Annotated in this window: 18 protein-coding genes; 6 read left to right on the top strand and 12 right to left on the bottom strand. The window is 72.1% G+C overall.

The annotated features are described in order from the left end of the window. The 3 genes from ACFFF6_RS17215 to ACFFF6_RS17205 all read right to left on the bottom strand — a co-directional run. A partial coding sequence (locus tag ACFFF6_RS17215) for an EGFR-like transmembrane domain-containing protein (protein ID WP_376982723.1) occupies window positions 1-767 on the bottom strand: 767 nt, incomplete at its 3' end. A gap of 78 nt (window positions 768-845) precedes the next feature. Continuing rightward, window positions 846-1,700: an SGNH/GDSL hydrolase family protein gene (locus tag ACFFF6_RS17210; protein WP_376982722.1), complete on the bottom strand. Its 855-nt coding sequence runs from the start codon at window positions 1,698-1,700 to the stop codon at window positions 846-848. A gap of 14 nt (window positions 1,701-1,714) precedes the next feature. After that, window positions 1,715-2,164 carry a cell division protein CrgA gene (locus tag ACFFF6_RS17205; protein ID WP_376982720.1) on the bottom strand — a complete coding sequence of 150 codons (450 nt, stop codon included), beginning with the start codon at window positions 2,162-2,164 and terminating at the stop codon, window positions 1,715-1,717. 132 nt (window positions 2,165-2,296) lie between these two features. Here ACFFF6_RS17205 and ACFFF6_RS17200 point away from each other — a divergent pair, with 132 nt between their 5' ends. From ACFFF6_RS17200 to ACFFF6_RS17190, 3 genes are read left to right on the top strand one after another with little or no spacing between them, the layout of a single operon-like run. Beyond that, entirely contained in the window at window positions 2,297-3,052 is a 756-nt protein-coding gene (locus ACFFF6_RS17200) for a DUF881 domain-containing protein (protein ID WP_376982719.1), read from the top strand. Beyond that, entirely contained in the window at window positions 3,049-3,813 is a 765-nt protein-coding gene (locus ACFFF6_RS17195; RefSeq protein WP_376982717.1) for a class E sortase, read from the top strand. Before ACFFF6_RS17200 ends, ACFFF6_RS17195 begins: the two co-directional genes overlap by 4 nt. Before the next feature lie 2 nt (window positions 3,814-3,815). Further along, window positions 3,816-3,977 (top strand): hypothetical protein, encoded by a 162-nt coding sequence (locus tag ACFFF6_RS17190; RefSeq protein WP_376982716.1) that lies wholly within the window; start codon window positions 3,816-3,818, stop codon window positions 3,975-3,977. A 54-nt stretch (window positions 3,978-4,031) separates the two neighbouring features. Here ACFFF6_RS17190 and ACFFF6_RS17185 read toward each other — a convergent pair whose 3' ends face one another. The 9 genes from ACFFF6_RS17185 to ACFFF6_RS17145 form a co-directional block, all read right to left on the bottom strand. Further along, on the bottom strand, window positions 4,032-4,676 hold the full coding sequence (locus ACFFF6_RS17185) for an anthranilate synthase component II (RefSeq protein ID WP_376982715.1): 645 nt from the start codon (window positions 4,674-4,676) through the stop codon (window positions 4,032-4,034). 7 nt (window positions 4,677-4,683) lie between these two features. Then, a complete protein-coding gene (gene pknB / locus ACFFF6_RS17180) occupies window positions 4,684-6,852 on the bottom strand; it encodes a Stk1 family PASTA domain-containing Ser/Thr kinase (RefSeq protein ID WP_376982714.1) in 2,169 nt (722 codons plus the stop codon). After that, window positions 6,849-8,258 carry a serine/threonine-protein kinase gene (locus ACFFF6_RS17175; RefSeq protein WP_376982713.1) on the bottom strand — a complete coding sequence of 470 codons (1,410 nt, stop codon included), beginning with the start codon at window positions 8,256-8,258 and terminating at the stop codon, window positions 6,849-6,851. The genes pknB and ACFFF6_RS17175 overlap by 4 nt, the downstream gene beginning before the upstream one ends. Beyond that, a complete protein-coding gene (locus tag ACFFF6_RS17170; RefSeq protein WP_376982712.1) occupies window positions 8,255-9,700 on the bottom strand; it encodes a peptidoglycan D,D-transpeptidase FtsI family protein in 1,446 nt (481 codons plus the stop codon). The genes ACFFF6_RS17175 and ACFFF6_RS17170 overlap by 4 nt, the downstream gene beginning before the upstream one ends. Next, window positions 9,697-11,091 (bottom strand): FtsW/RodA/SpoVE family cell cycle protein, encoded by a 1,395-nt coding sequence (locus tag ACFFF6_RS17165; protein ID WP_376982711.1) that lies wholly within the window; start codon window positions 11,089-11,091, stop codon window positions 9,697-9,699. Before ACFFF6_RS17165 ends, ACFFF6_RS17170 begins: the two co-directional genes overlap by 4 nt. Continuing rightward, window positions 11,091-12,449 carry a Stp1/IreP family PP2C-type Ser/Thr phosphatase gene (locus ACFFF6_RS17160; protein ID WP_376982710.1) on the bottom strand — a complete coding sequence of 453 codons (1,359 nt, stop codon included), beginning with the start codon at window positions 12,447-12,449 and terminating at the stop codon, window positions 11,091-11,093. Before ACFFF6_RS17160 ends, ACFFF6_RS17165 begins: the two co-directional genes overlap by 1 nt. Next, a complete protein-coding gene (locus tag ACFFF6_RS17155) occupies window positions 12,446-12,949 on the bottom strand; it encodes an FHA domain-containing protein FhaB/FipA (RefSeq protein ID WP_376982709.1) in 504 nt (167 codons plus the stop codon). Before ACFFF6_RS17155 ends, ACFFF6_RS17160 begins: the two co-directional genes overlap by 4 nt. A gap of 7 nt (window positions 12,950-12,956) precedes the next feature. After that, entirely contained in the window at window positions 12,957-13,673 is a 717-nt protein-coding gene (locus tag ACFFF6_RS17150; RefSeq protein WP_376982708.1) for an FHA domain-containing protein, read from the bottom strand. A gap of 260 nt (window positions 13,674-13,933) precedes the next feature. Beyond that, window positions 13,934-14,674, bottom strand: a complete 741-nt coding sequence (locus tag ACFFF6_RS17145; RefSeq protein ID WP_376982707.1) for a L,D-transpeptidase family protein — start codon at window positions 14,672-14,674, stop codon at window positions 13,934-13,936. A 270-nt stretch (window positions 14,675-14,944) separates the two neighbouring features. Between ACFFF6_RS17145 and ACFFF6_RS17140 the strand changes: the two genes are divergently transcribed. From ACFFF6_RS17140 to ACFFF6_RS17130, 3 genes are all read left to right on the top strand, one after another. Further along, entirely contained in the window at window positions 14,945-15,820 is an 876-nt protein-coding gene (locus ACFFF6_RS17140) for a serine hydrolase domain-containing protein (RefSeq protein ID WP_376982706.1), read from the top strand. Beyond that, a complete protein-coding gene (locus tag ACFFF6_RS17135) occupies window positions 15,817-16,626 on the top strand; it encodes a serine hydrolase domain-containing protein (protein ID WP_376982705.1) in 810 nt (269 codons plus the stop codon). Before ACFFF6_RS17140 ends, ACFFF6_RS17135 begins: the two co-directional genes overlap by 4 nt. Before the next feature lie 86 nt (window positions 16,627-16,712). Next, window positions 16,713-17,090 (top strand): DUF3817 domain-containing protein, encoded by a 378-nt coding sequence (locus tag ACFFF6_RS17130; RefSeq protein ID WP_376982704.1) that lies wholly within the window; start codon window positions 16,713-16,715, stop codon window positions 17,088-17,090. Window positions 17,091-17,094 lie beyond the last annotated feature (4 nt).

Raw genomic sequence — 17,094 nt, 5'->3', positions numbered from 1 at the left:
GGCGGCACCGGAGGCGCGGCAGGCGGAGCCCCGGGGTAGCCCCCCGGGGCGAGGCCGGCCCCGGCGGGGGCCATGGGCGCGACGGCCGGCTGCGGGCTCCTGCGGCGGCGGATCAGCAGGAAGACGACGACGCCGACGATGATCAGGAAGAGCACGATCAGCACGATCGCGATCAGGACGACGATGATCCACCCCGGGACGCCTCCCCCGGCCTCCGCGGTGATCTCGATGGGGCTCATGAGGTCGTCGAGCGTCGTGATCGTGACGCGGTTCCCGTCGACGGTTCCGGCGTTGGACTCGAGCACGTCGCCGGGGAACTCGAAGATCATCTCGAGCTCGAAGGGGTCCGTCCCGAGCATGCCGGTGAGCATGTCGACGTCGTCCTGGGTGACGCCGGCGCCGGAGGAGGACATGTCGAAGGCCAGGTGCAGCGTCCCCGACTCCTCGGTGAGCGAGAGGCCCTCCATCTCCGCCGGATCCGCGCTCCCGGACACGCGGCAGCCCCAGAGCTCGCCCTCCTCGTAGGACTCGGTGGTCGGCGCTCCCGGAGCCTCGCTGTCCATGTCCTCGCACAGCTCCTCCGGCGAGGCGAGGCCCAGGAACTCCTGGGCCACGGACTTCTCGAGAGCGATGTCCATCGACACGTCCATCGTGTCGACGTCCTCGATCGTGAAGGTCGCCGAGAGCCGACCGCAGCCGGCCAGGACGATCACGAACGGGATCAGGAGGAGCGCGGCGAGCCGCCGTCGCCGGGTGGAGCTGGGCATGGGAGGACCCCCGGGAGTCATCGGGCGCGGACCGGGAGCCCGCGCGGTGCCCTCACACTACCGTCCGGGGCATCCCCCTCAGGGGGCCGGCTGCTCCCCGGCGGGATCCGTCCGACCGCCCTGCGGCATGGGGCTCCCGAACACCGGGGCGGCCAGCGGCCGCTTGGGGCGCACATGGTCGCCGGAGGATTCATGGCGAAGGCGCCGCATCACCCACGGCCCGAAGTGCTGACGTGCCCACTGCAGGTCCTCGAGCCGCGCCTCGCGCCAGGGCCGCAGCTGCGGGTCCCCGGCGTCGAAGGGCTCGAGGCCGTGCTCGACCCCGAGCGCGTCCAGCGCCGCGATCGCGATGGTCCGGTGCCCGGCGGGGGAGAAGTGCAGCCGGTCCGGCGCCCACATCGCCTCATGGGTGAGGGAGCGCAGGCTCCACAGATCCAGCACCACGGCGCCGTGGCGGTGCGCGACGGCCCGCATGTTCTCGTTGTAGATCGCCGCCCGGCCCCGGATCAGGTTCAGCACCGGGGTCGAGCCGACGTCGGGACCGGTGCCCACGAGCACGGTCGCGCCCGTGTCCGCGATCCGTCCGACGGCGTCGTCGATCGCCGCGGCGATCGCATCGGGATCCCCGTAGCGCAGCACGTCGTTGCCTCCGGCCACGATGCTCACGAGATCCGGCTCGAGGGCGAGCGCGGGCTCCAGCTGCTCGGCGAGGATCTGCTCGTACAGCCGCCCGCGGATCGCGAGGTTCGCGTACTCGAAGCCGGGCACGTCCCGTCCCAGCTCCTCGGCCACGCGGTCGGCCCAGCCGCGATGCCCGCCGGGCGCGCGCGGATCCGGGTCGCCGATGCCCTCGGTGAAGGAATCGCCGATCGCGACGTACCGCGTGAAGGGATGGCGAGGAGCCGGCTCGGGGGAGGGATGATGCGGGGTCATGCGTGCTCCTGCGTCTACTTCCAGAACATGAGGGCGCCGCCGCCCACGACCATGATCCCGAAGCCTGCGGCGAGGTTCCAGTCGCCGATGGGCAGCGGGAGCTGGCCGGCGGAGAGGTAGTACACCACGAGGTAGACCAGGCCCAGGATCAGCATCGTCACCGCGAAGGGGGCGAGCCAGGTCGGGTTCGGCTGCACGGCGGCGACCCGGCGGCGCGAGGTGCGGGTGCGCTCTGCCTCCGCGGAACGGCGGGTCGAGGCGGCGGGGGCGTCCTTCGCCGCGCCGCCGCGCCGGACGGGATCCTTGAGGGAGCCGGAGCTCTTCGGGCTCCCGGATGTGTCCTCGGCCTCGTCCTGCGCGGCCTCGACCTCCTCGTCCGGCTCCGCGGCCGTGCTCGAGGCGGCCTCCGTGCTCGGGCGTGCGGTGCTCCGCCCGCTGCGGCGATTGCGCTTCTTGGCCGCCATGCGTCCAGCTCCGTTCCTGCTGCCCTGATGCGGGCGCGCCCGGCACGGGCGGCTCGCGGCCCGTCCCGATGACGGGCCATGGATTAGGTTATAAGGCGTACCTGCACGACGCGAGGAGAAGGAGGGTCCTCCATGGCCTCCTCACGTCCGGGCGGTGACGGGGACGAGAAGATCCGGCGACGACCGGTGCTCGCCCAGCTCGCACTGGGAGGGGTGTTCGCCCTGTCCGGGGCGCTGCTGGTCACCTCGGCGCGGGTGTCCGGCGGCGGAAGCATCCGCGACGACTCCGGGGACCTCGCGGACGTCCTGCGCGAGCGCGACCGGCAGGCGCGGATGTTCGGGGAGGACGTCGCCCGCAAGCGCGAGGAGGTCGAGGCGCTCACCTCCGGAGACGGGGGCGCCGGCGGCGCTCCGGACGCGCAGCAGCGGATCGTCGACGCCGCGGGCCTGTCCGCCGTCCACGGCCCGGGCCTGCGGGTGACCCTCGCCGATGCCCCCGCCGGTGCGCTGACCAGCATCGACGGGGTGAGGCCCGATGATCTGGTGGTGCACCAGCAGGATCTGGAGGCCTTCATCAACGCGCTCTGGCAGGGAGGAGCGGAGGGAATGATGCTGCAGGACCAGCGGGTCGTCGCCGGCAGCGCCTTCCGCTGCGCCGGCAACACGCTGCTCCTCCAGGGGCGCGTCTACTCGCCTCCCTTCGTCGTCTCGGTGATCGGCCGGCAGGCCCCGATGCGGGCCGCGCTCGACGCCTCTGTCGGGGTCCGGGTCTACCGCGAATGGGTGGACCGGGTCGGGCTCGGCCTCGAGGTCGAGGAGCTCGAGGACGTGACCCTGCCCGCCTACGATGGATCCCTGACGCTCGAGATCGCGGAGGAAGCCGAATGACGAGGACCCGGACAGGTTCCCCCACCCATCGGGGCGCCCCTCGCGGCGGCGCACGGGCCGGGGGCGTCCTCGGCGCCGCGATCGGGGTGCTCGGGGAGATCCTGCTGACCCTGGGAGCGCTGCTGGTCCTCTTCCTGGTGTGGCAGCTGTGGTGGACCGATGTGGTCGCCGACCGCGACCAGGCGCAGATCCTCACGCAGATGGAGCAGGAGTGGGGCGCCGTCGACCAGGAGCGGGTCGCGCAGCCGCGCACCGACGAGCCGCCCATCCCTCCCGCCCCCCAGGACACGATGGTGTTCGGGACGATGCACGTGCCCGCCTTCGACCGGATGAGCGTCCCCATCGCGGAGGGCGTGTCCCTCGAGAAGGTCCTCAACGTCAAGGGCATGGGTCACTACCCGGAGACCGCGCTGCCCGGACAGGTCGGGAACTTCTCCATGGCCGGGCACCGCAACACCTACGGGCGGCCCCTCGAGCAGATCGACCGACTCGAGGCGGGGGACCCCATCGTGGTCGAGACGGCTGATGCGTTCTATGTCTACGAGGTGACCGAGAGCCTCGTGGTGACCCCGCAGGATGTCGAGGTGATCGCGGAGACGCCGGGGCAGCCGGGCGTCCCGGCGACCGAGCGGATGCTCACCCTGACGGCCTGCCATCCGATGTTCTCCGCGAAGGAGCGCTACATCGTGCATGCGAAGTTCGTGTACTGGACCGATCGCGCCGACGGCATCCCGCCGGCGCTCGCCGAGACGGAGGGCTGACCGTGTACGCGTGGATGTTCCGCCGCCTGCCCGGCCCGCTGTGGCTGCGCATCGTCCTGACCCTGCTGGTCCTCGCCGTCGTGGTCGTCGCCCTGTTCCTGTGGGTGTTCCCGGCGATCGCGCCGTACATGCCCTTCAACGCCGGGACGGTCGACGGGACCTGAGGCCCGGGCGCCCGTCGTCGACGGGCGCCGTCCGAGGGCTCCGCCCGCGCCGGATCAGCCGGAGGCGAGCAGCGGGGCGAGCCCTGCGGAGCGCTCCTTCGCGCCGATGCCGTCGCACAGCTCGAGGAAGCTGCCCAGCAGCAGGTGACCGCCCTCGGTGAGCACGGACTCGGGGTGGAACTGCACGCCGTGCAGCGGCAATGTCCGATGCTGGAGGCCCATGACGACCCCGTCAGAGGTGACCGCGGTGACCTCGAGGACGTCCGGGACCGTCTCCGGGACGACGGTGAGGGAGTGGTAGCGCGTCGTGGTGACGGGCGAGGGCAGCCCCGCGAAGACCCCGCGGCCCTCGTGCAGGACCGGGCTCGTGCGCCCGTGCATGAGCTCCGGGGCATGCGTGACCGTGGCCCCGAAGAACTGGCCGAGCGCCTGGTGGCCCAGGCACACGCCGAGCATCGGCAGCGGGGACGCGGCGCAGGCACCGATCACGTCGAGGGTGCGGCCCGCGGTCGTCGGATTGCCGGGACCGGGGGAGACGAGCACGCCGTCGAAGCCGGTGAGGTCGACGCCTCCGGCGGCGTCCTCGGGCACGGCATCGTTGCGGACCACGACGGTCTCCGCGCCCATCTGCTGCAGGTATCCGACGATCGTGTAGACGAAGCTGTCGTAGTTGTCGATGACCAGGATCCGTGCGGTCATGGGTGCCTCACCGCCCCGTCGTCACGGCGTTGCCGCCGCGGCCGCCGTTGTTCCCGCCGCCCTGGCCGTTCCCGTTGTTGCCGGCCGGAGCGGTGGTGGTCTCCTCGTCGGTCGGCTGCTCCGGCGTCGTCGGGTCGGTGGGATCCGGCGTGGTCGGCGTGGTGGACGGCTTCTCCGTCGGAGTCTTGGTGGGCGCGGGCGTGGTCGGGGCGGCGGGCCCCGTGGAGACCACGATGGTCACATCGGACCCGTACTCCACGGATTCGCGGGCCGGCGGGTCGGTGCGGATGACCCGGCCCTTGGCGACGGTGTCGGAGGCCTCCTCCTGCACCTTGCTCGCGCCGAAGCCGGCCTCGGAGAGACGCGCCTGGGCGTTCTCGAGGGTGTCGCCCGCGACGTTCGGGACCTCGACCGGCCCGCGGGGAGCGGCGACGCGGACGGTCACCGTCGAGCCGATGTCCGCGGGGCTCGAGGCCGTGGGCTGCTGGCTGAGCACCGTCCCCGGCTCGGACTCCGGATCCTCCTGGTCGACGAAGTCCGGCTCGAAGCCCCAGCTCTTCAGCAGCTCCTCGGCCGCGTCGCGGTTCAGCGCCGACACGTCCGGGACCGGCGCCTTGCCGCTCGCGACCCAGAACTGCACGGTGTCGCCCTCTTTCTTCGCGACACCGGTGCCGGGATCGGAGCGGATCACGATGTCCTTCTCGACCTCGATGGTCTCCCGGGTCGCGTCCTCGGCGCCCTGGAAGCTGGGCTTCAGCCCGGCCTTCTCGAGCGCCTCCTCCGCCTGGGCCCGGTCCATGCCGGACAGATCGGGCACCGTGATGTCCGCGGGGCCGGAGGAGACGGCGACCACGACCGTCGAACCGGCGGCGACCTCCGTCCCGGCCTCGGGATCGGAGCCGATGACGGTCCCGCTGCTGACCTCGGAGCTGGCCTGCGGCTCGAACTTCGGCGTCAGCCCCTCCTCCGTGAGGAGGCTGCGGGCCTGGTCCTCGGTCTTGCCGACCACCGTGGGCACCGCCACCATGTCCGGCTCCGGGCTCTTCCACGGCTGGAAGTAGGCCAGCAGCACCCCCACCACGGCGAGGACGGCGACCGCCACGAGCACGAACAGCCAGACGGGCCGACGATGCTTCTCCTCCTCGTCGACGGGAGCGACCGCGCCGGTGGCCCCGGCGCCCTGGAGGGCATGGCTTCCCGTGCTCGTCGCGGAGAGGGCCTCCGTGGGCAGGTCCGCGGCGCTCAGCACCGTGGTCGCCTCGGCATCGTCCGCCGTCCCGCCGAGCACCGCCGTCGGGCCGGTGACCAGGCGCGTCGCGCGTCCGCTGATCACGGCCTGCAGATCGCTCGCGAAGGCGGAGGCCGTCGGATAGCGCTCCTCGCGGTCCTTGGCCAGCGCCGTCAGCAGCACCGCGTCCATCTGCGGCGTGATCGCCGGGTTGAAGACCGACGGCGCCTGCGGCGTCTCGCGGACGTGCTGGTAGGCGATCGACACGGGCGAGTCCCCGGTGAAGGGCGGTCGTCCCGTGAGCATCTCGTAGAGCACGCAGGCGGCGGAGTACACGTCGGTGCGGTTGTCGACCAGCTGGCCGCGCGCCTGCTCGGGGGAGAGGTACTGCGCCGTGCCCATCACGGCCTGCGTCTGGGTCATGGCGCTCGCGGCATCGGCGACCGCGCGGGCGATCCCGAAGTCCATGACCTTCACCGCACCGGTGGGGGTGATCATGACGTTGCCCGGCTTGATGTCGCGGTGCACGATCCCCGCCTCGTGGGAGAACTCGAGGGCGGACAGCAGCGCCGTGGTGATCCGCACCGCCTGGGGCGCGTCCATGGGGTGCTCCGGGTCGATGAACTCGCGCAGCGTCCGTCCCTCGACGTACTCCATGACGATGTACGGGATGGCGGTCTCGTTGCCGGCCGCATCGCGGGTGATCTCCTCGCCCGTGTCGTAGACGGAGACGATCGAGGGATGGTTGAGCCCACCGGCGCTCTGCGCCTCGCGACGGAAGCGCTCCTGGAACGTCGCATCGCGTGCCAGGTCGGAGCGCAGGATCTTCACGGCCACGGTCCGATGCAGCCGGGTGTCCTCCGCGAGGTACACCTCCGCCATGCCGCCGTGCCCGAGCAGGCGGCCCACGCGATAGCGGCCCGCCAGCACGAGCTTGTCCGAGTTCACTGTGCAACCGTCCTTATGGTCTGGTCGAAGACCGATCCGTCCATCGTAGAGGGCAGGGCGAGGCAGAGGCCCGCCGCTGCGGGGGTGCTCACGTCCGCGGCCGCGCCGAGCGGCAGCAGACCGGTCGCCCCGGCGATCGCCGCGCCGACGACGACCAGGAGCAGGAGGAGGAGCAGCAGTCCGGGCACGCTGAGCGGGCCGATGCGGGCGCCCGTCGAGGTGCCGCGCACCGTGCGTCGTGCCCCCTCGCGCGCGGACTCCTCGCCGCGCGCGCCGGCCTCCCCGGCCGGGTTCGCGGAGGATGCGGACCCGGCGGAGGCCGCCGAGGGCCCCGAGGGACCGGACAGCGGGCGTCGCGGCGCCGAGCCGGCCGAGGCGGCGCTCATCGCCGAGCCGCTCGAGCGGTGGCGGATGCCGCGCCCCGACAGGGGCAGGGGCATCGCCGCGGTGCGGGTGCCGGTCGGCGAGGTCGAGGGCCCCGGGGCCGAGGACTGCGGCGATCCGGTGGGATGCCCGCCCGTCCAGTCGTGGTCCTCGACCCGGGTCACCGGGATCGCGCCCGTGGTGAAGCGCGGCTCGACGCCGCGCTGGATGGCCTCGAGGATCCGCGCGACCGCCGCGGCGGAGCGGGGCCGGTTCGCCGGAGCCTTCGCGAGGGTCATCGCGACCAGGCGCCGCAGACCCGGGTCGATGTCCTCCGGCAGCTCCGGCGGCTGCTGCTTGACCTGCGCCATCGCGATCTCGACCTGGGTCGCCCCGGTGAAGGGGCGATGCCCGACGAGCATCTCGAAGGCCACGATGCCGAGCGCGTAGATATCGGAGAGCGAGGTGGCCTGTTTGCCCATCGCCTGCTCGGGGGAGAGGTACTGGGCGGTGCCCATGACGAGGCCCGTCTTGGTCAGCCGCGCCTGGTCCGAGCTGCGGGCGATCCCGAAGTCCGTGATCTTCATCGCCCAGTCGTCGGCCTCGTCGACGAGGATGTTCTCCGGCTTCACATCGCGGTGGACGACGCCCTTGGCGTGGGCGGCGTCGAGGGCCCGCGCGAGCTCGATCAGCACGCTGATCACGCGCTTCTCCGGCAGCCCGCCCGGGTTCTCCTCGATGATGTCCGAGAGCGGGCGTCCCGCGCACAGCTCCATCACGATGTAGGCGCGCCCGTCGAGCTCGCCGTAGTCGTAGAGCGCGGCGATCGCGTCATGGCTGAGGGAGGCGGTGTGGCGCGCCTCCGCGCGGAAGCGCTTGAGGAACCCCTCGTCGCCCGCGTACTCCTCGCGCAGCACCTTCACCGCGATATCGCGGTCGAGGTCCTGGTCCCGGCCCTTCCAGACCTGGCCCATGCCGCCGGTCGCGATCAGGCTGACCAGCTCATACCTGCCCTCGAGGACGAGGCCTGCTTCTGTTCTCATCGGTCGATCACCGCTTCCATCACGTCCTTGGCGATCGGCGCCGCGACCTTCGAGCCGTACCCGCCCTCTTCGACGACCACCGCGACGGCGACCTTCCGGTCCCCGCTCTGGGCGTAGCCCACGAACCACGAATGCGGCTTCGTGCCGCGTCCGGTCTCCGCCGTGCCCGTCTTTCCGCCGACCTCGACCCCGTCGATCCGGGCGGCGGAGCCGGTCCCCTCCTCGACGGTGCCGACCATCATCGTGCGCATCTGCGCGGCGTTCGCCGCCGTCAGCGGCTGGGACCGCTCCTTCGGCGTGAACTCGCTGATGACGCGCTGGTCCTGGGTGCGCACCGACTTCACGAGGCCCGGCTCCATGACCACGCCGTCGTGGGCGAAGGAGCCGGCGACCATCGCCATCTGCAGCGGCGTCACCCGCGTCTCGTACTGGCCGATGCTCGTCGAGGCGAGCTGCGCGTCGTCGAGGTCGGTGCCGATGCGGGAGGCCGTGACCGTCTGCGGGATCGACATGCGGTCGCCGAAGCCATAGTCGTCCAGGGTCCCGCTCAGCTGGTCCTCGCCCAGCTCCACGCCCAGCATGGCGAAGGAGGTGTTGCAGGACTGCTCGAGCGCGGACTGCAGCGTCGACTGGTCGTCGGGCCCGCACGGCGTCTGGTCGCCGCCGGCATGGTTGTTCATGACGCTCGAGGAGTTCGGGAGCGGATAGGTGCCGGGGCCGGGGATGACGGAGTCCTTCGTGTAGGAGCCCGAGTCCAGGGCGGAGGCGGCGACCAGCAGCTTGAAGGTCGAGCCCGGCGGGTACAGGTCGCCGCCGATCGCCCGGTTCGTGAGCGGTCGCTCCGGGTCCTCGTTCAGCTCCGACCAGGATGCGCGGACGTCCTTGGTGCTGTGCGAGGACAGGCGGTTGGGGTCGAAGGAGGGGGTCGAGACCATCGCGAGGATCTCCCCGGTCTCCGGGTCCAGGGCCACGACCGCGCCGCGGCGGTCGCCGAGCGCGTCGTAGGCGGCCTGCTGGGCCTGTGAGTCCAGGGTCAGCTCGACCGTGGCGCCCTGCATGTCCCGCCCCGAGAGGGTGTCCACGACCCGCTGGTAGAACAGCGAGTCCGCCTCCCCGGAGAGGGTGTCGTTCAGGGAGCGCTCGAGGCCGCCGAAGCCGTACACCACGGAGTAGTAGCCCGTCACATGCGCGTACATGCTCCCCGGCTCGTAGGTGCGCAGGTAGCCATAGGTGTCGTCGGACTTCTCCGACCAGGCGATCGGCGTGCCGTCCACCACGATGGGCCCGCGGTTGCGGCCGAACTCGTTGTAGATGGTGCGGGCGTTGCGGCCGTCGGCGTTGAGCCGGCCCTGGGCGATGACCTGGAAGTAGGTCGTCGAGGTGAACAGCAGCACGAACAGCAGGCCGATCACGAGCCAGACATGGCGCAGGGGCTTGTTCATGCGCGCACCTCCGTCTCGGAGGACGCGGGGGAGGGCGCCGGGCCGGCACCGGAGACCTGCCGGGCGGCGGGGCGGCGGGCGGCATCGGACAGGCGCACCAGCAGGCCCACGATGATCCAGTTGCACACCAGGGAGCTGCCTCCCGCGGCGAGGAACGGCAGGGTCAGGCCGGTCAGGGGGATCACGCGGGTGACGCCGCCCACGACGACGAAGACCTGCAGGGCGATCACGAAGCCGAGGCCGCTCGCGAGCAGGGTGCCGAAGCCGTCGGAGATGCCGATCGCGGCCCGCAGGGAGCGCTGCACCAGGAGGAGGTACAGCAGCAGGACGGCGAAGGCGCCGACCATGCCCATCTCCTCCGCGAGAGAGGTGAAGATGAAGTCCGAGTGCGCGAAGGGGACCACGTTGGGGCGTCCCTCGCCCAGGCCGGTGCCCCACAGGCCGCCGTTGGCGAGGCCGAACAGGCCGTTGTTGATCTGTCCGCAGCGGTCGTAGTTGCCGGAGGCGAGCGGGTCCAGCCAGCAGGTCAGCCGGGTGCGGACGCGGCTGACCTGGGTGACCGCGAAGATCGCCGGGGGCACGAAGAGGATCGCGCCGATCACGAGCCAGGACAGGCGGTCGGTGGCGACGTACAGCATCGCCACGAACAGTCCGAAGAACATGATCGAGGTGCCCAGGTCCGTCTGGAACACGAGCACGGCGAGGGCGAAGGCCCAGGCCACGAGGATGGGGCCGAAATCCGCCCAGCGGGGGAGGTGGATCCCGAGCACCTTCGGGCCGGCGAGCGCGAGGGTGTCGCGGCGCGAGACGAGGTAGCCGGCGAAGAACACGGCGAAGAAGATCTTCGCGAGCTCCGCGGGCTGGAAGCTGTAGCCGAAGACGCTGATCCAGATCTGCGATCCGTTGACCGACAGGCCGATCACCGGCATGAGCGGCAGCAGGAGGAGCACGGCGCCGCAGACGGCCGCGATCCACGTGTAGCGGCGCAGGATCCGGTGGTCGCGCAGCACCGCCAGCGTGAGGGCGCACATGACCACTCCGATCACCGCCCACATCTCCTGGCGGGAGGCGTAGTGCGTGGTCCGGGAGGTGTAGGTCCCGATCGCGGAGTCGACCGAGGCGATCACGGCGATGCCGATGAGGTTCAGCAGGATCGCGATCGGCAGGATCACGGGATCGGCGTAGGGGGCCCGCCAGGAGACCACGACCTGCAGCAGCGCGGCGAGGACGGCCGCCCCGATCGTGTAGGTGAGCAGGTTCGCAGGAAGCTCGTCGTACCGTCCGAGGCTCACGAGGGCGTAGGCGCCGACCCCGATCGCGACCGCGAGGGCCAGCATCAGGGCCTGCAGGGTGCGACGGGGGCGGGCGGTGTAGGAGACGACGGTGGCCACTAGCGCGTCGCGTCCGAGCTCGGCGGATTCGACCCGAAGGTCGTCCCCGGGGTGCTGGGGGCCTCCGTCGGGGGGCTCACGCCCCCGCCGTCGCTCGCGCCCTGCTGGCCGCCGCCGTCGCTCGCCGGAGCGGTCGGCTCCGGGAGGATCGCGCCCGCCTCGAGCCGGGCGACGATCTGCTTGGCATCGGCCAGGTCGCTCGCCGTGATGGTCGCCTCGACCTGCTGGCGGGTGACCGGGGTCAGGGAGGACACGGCCAGGTCCGTCGTCTCCACGGGAGAGGACAGGGAGATGGGGCCGAGGTCCTGCGCGAGTCCGCGGTAGATCACCACGTGGGAGCCGTCGCTGCCGACGTAGTACTGACGCTGCGACCAGCCGTAGCCGGCCCAGGCCGCCCCGATGAGCAGGGCCAGCAGGAGCGCGAGGGTGACCAGCGCCGGCCACAGGCTGCGCCGCGGCGGCTCCTCCTCGGCGAAGTCGTCGTCGCTGTAGGCGGGCTCGGGCTCCGGACGTCCCAGGGCCGCGGCCTTCGCGGCCGGTCCCTGCGCGCTCGTGGGCTGGTTGCGGTTGCGGGCAGCGGAGCCGACGATCTGCGGGGCCGTCGAGGGCGGCAGGGCCCCTCGGGGCAGGTCGTCGAGGTCGACGACATCGGCGATGATGCAGGTGATGTTGTCCTGACCGCCGCCTTTCAGGGCGAGCTGGACGAGCGCATCGGCGCATTCGCCCGGGTCCTCGATCTCCTGCATCGTCGCATCGATCGTGGCGAGGCTGACCAGGCCCGAGAGCCCGTCCGAGCACAGCATCCAGCGGTCCCCCGCACGGGCGGTGCGCAGCGAGAGGTCCAGCTCGGGATCCGAGTCGACGTCGCCCAGGACGCGCATGATCACGGAGCGCTGCGGATGCCGCTCGGCCTCCTCCTCGGTCAGGCGTCCCTCGTCGATCAGACGCTGGACGAAGGTGTGGTCCTTGGTGACCTGGGCGGTCTCGCCGTCGCGCAGCAGATACGCGCGCGAGTCGCCGATGTGGGCGAGGGCGAACCTGCCCTCGGCGCGCAGCAGGGCGGTCACGGTGGTGCCCAGGCCCGCGAGCTGCGGCTCGTCCCGGGCGCGGCGCAGGATCGCCTGGTTCGCCTCGAGGATCGCGGTCTCCAGGGAGGAGACGATGTCGGAGGCAGGGGTCTCCGAGTCGAGGCTCGTGAGATGCGCGATCGCGACGGAGGAGGCGACATCGCCGCCGGCGTGCCCGCCCATGCCGTCGGCGACGACCAGCAGGTGGCTGCCGGCATACCCGGAGTCCTGGTTGTTGGAGCGGACGAGGCCCACGTCCGTGCGTGCGGCGTACCGCAGGGCGAAGCTCATCGCGGACCTCGTCTCAGCTCGATGACGGTGCGGCCGATCCGCACCTGCGCGCCCGGCTTGAAGGGGAGGGATCCCTCGATCTTCCGTCCGGACAGCAGGGTGCCGTTGGTGGAGCCCAGGTCCTCGACGAACCACTCGTCGTCCTGCTGGTAGACGCGGGCGTGGCGGCTCGAGGCGTAGTCGTCGTCCAGCACGAGGGTGCATTCGGGGGCTCGTCCGATGAGTACCGGGGTCGCCCCGAGCGTGAGGGTGGTCCCGCGCAGCGCTCCCGCGGTGACCACGAGCACCGTCGTGGTGGCGGCCGGCTCGGTGCGCAGCGACGCGGCCTGGGACGGGTCCGAGGAGGGCCGCTGCTCCCGGCGCGGGTCCGGCCGGCTGCCGCGGCTGACGACCGTCGTGCCGAACAGGTCGCTGCGCAGGATCAGCAGCACCACGATCACGAATACCCACAGCGCGACCGTGAAGCCGATGCGGAGGGCGAAGATGGTCAGTTCGCTCATGGAGCGCTCACTGCCCCACGGCGGACTGTGCGGCGGGCAGGAGGACGGTCATGCGGGTGCGTCCGATCTTGATCAGGGAGCGGTCGCGCAGGGCGACGGGGGTGCGGATCCGCTCGCCGTCGACGAAGGTGCCGTTGGTCGAGCCGAGGTCCGTCGCCACAAGGGAGCCGTCGGCCTCGACGCGCAGCTCGATGTGGTGGCGGGACACGCCCGTGTCCTCGAGGATGATGTCGGCGTCGCCCCCGCGGCCGATCACCGTGATCGCCCCGGTCAGCAGGTACTGCTGCTCGTCGATCTCCAGGATCGGGTGTCCGCCGGGGGCGGACTGCATGGAGGACGTGGCCGGGGCGACGGCGCCGCGCTCGGTGCGGGACTCGGTCTCGAAGCGGCCCTGGCGGACCTCGTCGTCGCGCTCGAGGGTGACGCTCACGCCGCCCACGAACATGTAGCGCTGCTTGTCGGCATGCTCGACCACGACCCGCTCGAGCTCCTCGACGAGGGTGTCCTGCCAGGACGCGAAGCGGTCGTAGTCCTCGGAGTGGAGGTAGACGCTGTAGGCGTTGGGCGCCAGGGTGCGGGTGCGGTCCAGCACCTGGATCTGGTCATCGCACTCGCGCTTGAGCCCCTGGGCGAGGTCGAGCGGCTTCAGCTGGCCCCGGCCGGGCGAGAAGATGCTGGTGACCCCACGATCGAGCCCGCGCTCGATCCGATCCAAGATCCCCACGGTGGTCCTCCGCATTCGTGCAGGTCGGTCTTACGGCATGGCATGCGGGCGATGCGTCGCCCAGACCGGCGGCCTCGGGCGAGGTCGCTCTCATCGATCGTAGCGTGCGGCGCCCGCTCGGTCCCGCCGCCACGGCGGCGGATCCGGCAGAGGACCTGTGCAGGCGGTGTGGAGGTCCGGACGTGCAGGAGGGCCGGTGGGGAGCGATCTGTCATCGATCGCTCTCCGCCGGCCCTCCTGCCGGGGCGGCTCCTCGGGGCTCAGGCGCGCACCTTCACGCGCATGCCCTTGCGGAACCAGCCCACCGACCACAGGCCGTCGCTCGCCGCGACGGAGATCCGCGAGCAGCCGTGCGAGGCGGGGTAGGTGGGGATCGAGGTCGAGCCGTGGATGGCCCAGCCGCGGTCGTAGTAGCCCGGACGGTAGAGCCGGCCCAGCGGGGCATCCTGCCAGCCGGACTTGATGAGCCGGTACATCGAGAAGTCGCCCTTGGGGGTGGTCGCGGTCTTCCAGCGGCCGCCCGAGTAGTAGCGCTCCCCGCTGCCGGTGGAGGTGTTGAAGACGTGCATGAGCGTTCCGCCGCTCACCGCGAGCAGCAGCTGCTGGCTCAGGTCGACCTCGAAGCCGGAGCCGCCGATGGTCTTCTTCGGCAGCACGCCGTCGCTCAGCGCCCCGCGCGTCTTCGGGCCGACGACGCCGTCCTTGGACAGGCCGGCGGCCTTCTGGATCGCGTAGACGGCCTGCTGCGTGGTGGGGCCGAAGCTGCCGTCGACCTTGCCGCACCAGTAGCGGCGGCGGTTGAGCTCCTGCTGCAGCTTCGTGACCTCGGGGCCGCGGTCGCCGCGGCGCAGGTTGCCCGCGGCCATCGCCGGGGCCGTGCCCGCGGCGATCGCCGCGGTGAGCGTGCCGACGCCCAGGAACAGCGTGCGGCGGCTCGGGACGAGCAGGGTGGGGCTGTTCGCGTCCCCCGCCCGCACGGTGCGGGTCTCGAACTCAGACATGATGTCCATCCTTCTTCTCCGGTCCTCGCGCTGCGGGTCGGTACCCCTGGGCCCGCAGGCGTCCCAGGCTCCTGGATCGTCGGGCGGGCCGGGTCTCCCTCCGGGCCGCCGGAACCTGATGCCCATACCATGCCCGGTCGAGAGAAGGTAAACAACCAGTAAAATGTGAAGGATGTGTGGAGGGCTTCGCCGTCCCCGCGGATCCGGCGCGGAGGCGACCCCCGGCGGCGCGGCGGGACGCGCCCGCGGACCCTGTGGAAGGCTGGGGGAGTGGACAGCACAGAAGAGCACGGCGCGCAGCAGAGCGCCGCGGACCAGGATGGCGCGGCCCTCGCGATCGATCTCCCCTTCGCCTGCGCGATCGGGGTGACCGGACCGGAGGCCACCCTCGCGACCCGCGGGGACGTGCGGCGCGCGCACCCTCTCGCGAGCGTGTCCAAGCCGATCACCGCGCTCGGCGCCCTCGTCGCCGTCGATCGCGGCGTCCTGGACCTCGACGAGCCCGCTGGCCCCGCGGGCTCCACGATCCGGCATCTGCTGGCCCACGCCGCCGGCTATGCCTTCGACGCCCGTCAGGAGCTCGCCCGGCCGGGCGAGCGGCGCATGTACTCCAACGCCGGCTTCGAGGTCCTCGGCGAGCAGCTCGAGCTCGCGACCGGCTACGAGATCGGGGAATGGCTCGAGACGACCGTGTGCGATCCGCTGGGTCTCGCCGACCTCGAGGTCGAGGGCTCTCCCGCGGCGGGATTCCACGGCAGCATCACGGACCTCCTGGCCCTGGGGCGCGAGCTGCTGCGTCCCACCCTCATCGGCTCCGAGCTCGCCCGCGAGGCGCGCACCGTCCAGTTCCCGGGGCTGCCGGGGCTGCTGCCCGGCTACGGCCGGCAGTCCCCGAACGACTGGGGACTGGGCCTCGAGATCCGCGGCGCGAAGTCCCCGCACTGGACGGGTTCCCTCAGCTCCCCGGAGACCGTCGGGCACTTCGGGCAGTCGGGATCCTTCCTGTGGGTGGACCCGCAGGCGCAGCTCGCCGCCGCATTCCTGGGCGAGAAGCCCTTCTCGCCCGTGCACGTCGCCGCCTGGCCCGGCCTGACCGATGCCATCCTGCGCGCCTTCGGGCCGCAGCCCGGGCCGCCCGGCTCATGAGCGCCCTCGACCTGCTCGCCGAGCTGCCCTTCGACGCGGCCGGTCTGGTCCTCGGCCCGGAGGGCGTGCGCGAGCGCCGCGGCGACACCGCCCGCGAACGTCCCTGGCGCTCGGTCACCAAGACCGTCACCGGGTACACGGCGGCGATCCTGCTCGAGGACGGGGTCGTCGACCTCGAGGACCCCGCCGGGCCCGAGGGCTCCACCCTGCGCCATCTGCTGTGCCACGCCTCCGGCTACTACTACGGCTCCGACCGCATCCTGCAGCCGCCGGGGCGGCGCCGCCACTACTCCAACCACGGGATCGACCGGGCCGGCGAGCACATTGCCGCGCGGGCCGGGCGCCCCTTCGACGAGCTGGTGCAGGAGAGGGTGCTGGACCCGCTGGGCATGACCGGGACGCGCTGGACGGGATCGCCGTCCGTGGGCGGGTTCTCGAGCCTCGAGGAGCTCGCCCTGTTCGGCCTCGAGCTGCTGCGGCCCACGCTGCTGGGGCCGGCATGGTTCGCCGCCGCGACGACTCCGCAGCTGCCGGAGCTCAGGGGCGTCATGCCCGGTTTCGGCTCCCAGGACCCCAACCCCTTCGGGCTCGGCTTCGAGGTCCGCGGGCACAAGAGCCCGCACTGGACCGGCGCGAGGAGCTCACCGCGGACCTTCGGCCACTTCGGCATGCTGGGGACCGCCTTCTGGGTGGATCCGGACGCGGACCTCGCCCTCGTGCTCGGCACCGATCACGAGTTCTGCGACGACCACCGCCGGGTGCTCCCGCGGCTCGCCGACGCCGTCCTCGCCGAGCACTCCCGCTGACGCAGGGCGCGGCAGGCCCTCAGACGGATCTGGGATGCTGGGGCCGGCGCACCGTCCACCACCCCGACCCCGGAGATTCCTGCCCGATGAGCACCGTGTCCCAGCCCGAGACCCCGGCCGCCGAGGCCCCCGCCCCCGCGACGAGCCCGGTCCGCACCTCGACCGTGGGTCGCATCTTCGCCGCCGTTGCCGTCGCCGAGGCCATCACCTGGGCCGGGCTGCTGATCGGCATGTTCCTCAAGTACGTGACCGGCACGACGGAGATGGGAGTATGGCTGTTCGGCCGCCTCCACGGCGGCGTGTTCATGCTCTACGTCGTCGTGACCCTCGTGGCCGCCTGGAAGCTGCGCTGGAGCTGGTGGGTCGCGCTCGTGGCCCTCGCCTGCGCCATCCCGCCGTTGGTCACGGTGCCCCTGGAGATCTGGCTGCGCCGCAGCGGCCGGCTCACGGATCCGGCCCGCTGAGAGG

The organism is Brachybacterium hainanense (assembly GCF_042434575.1).
GTDB classification, from domain to species: Bacteria; Actinomycetota; Actinomycetes; order Actinomycetales; family Dermabacteraceae; genus Brachybacterium; species Brachybacterium hainanense.
The sequence above is the reverse complement of the archived record's forward strand: the minus strand, read 5'-3'. Positions and strand labels throughout refer to the sequence as shown.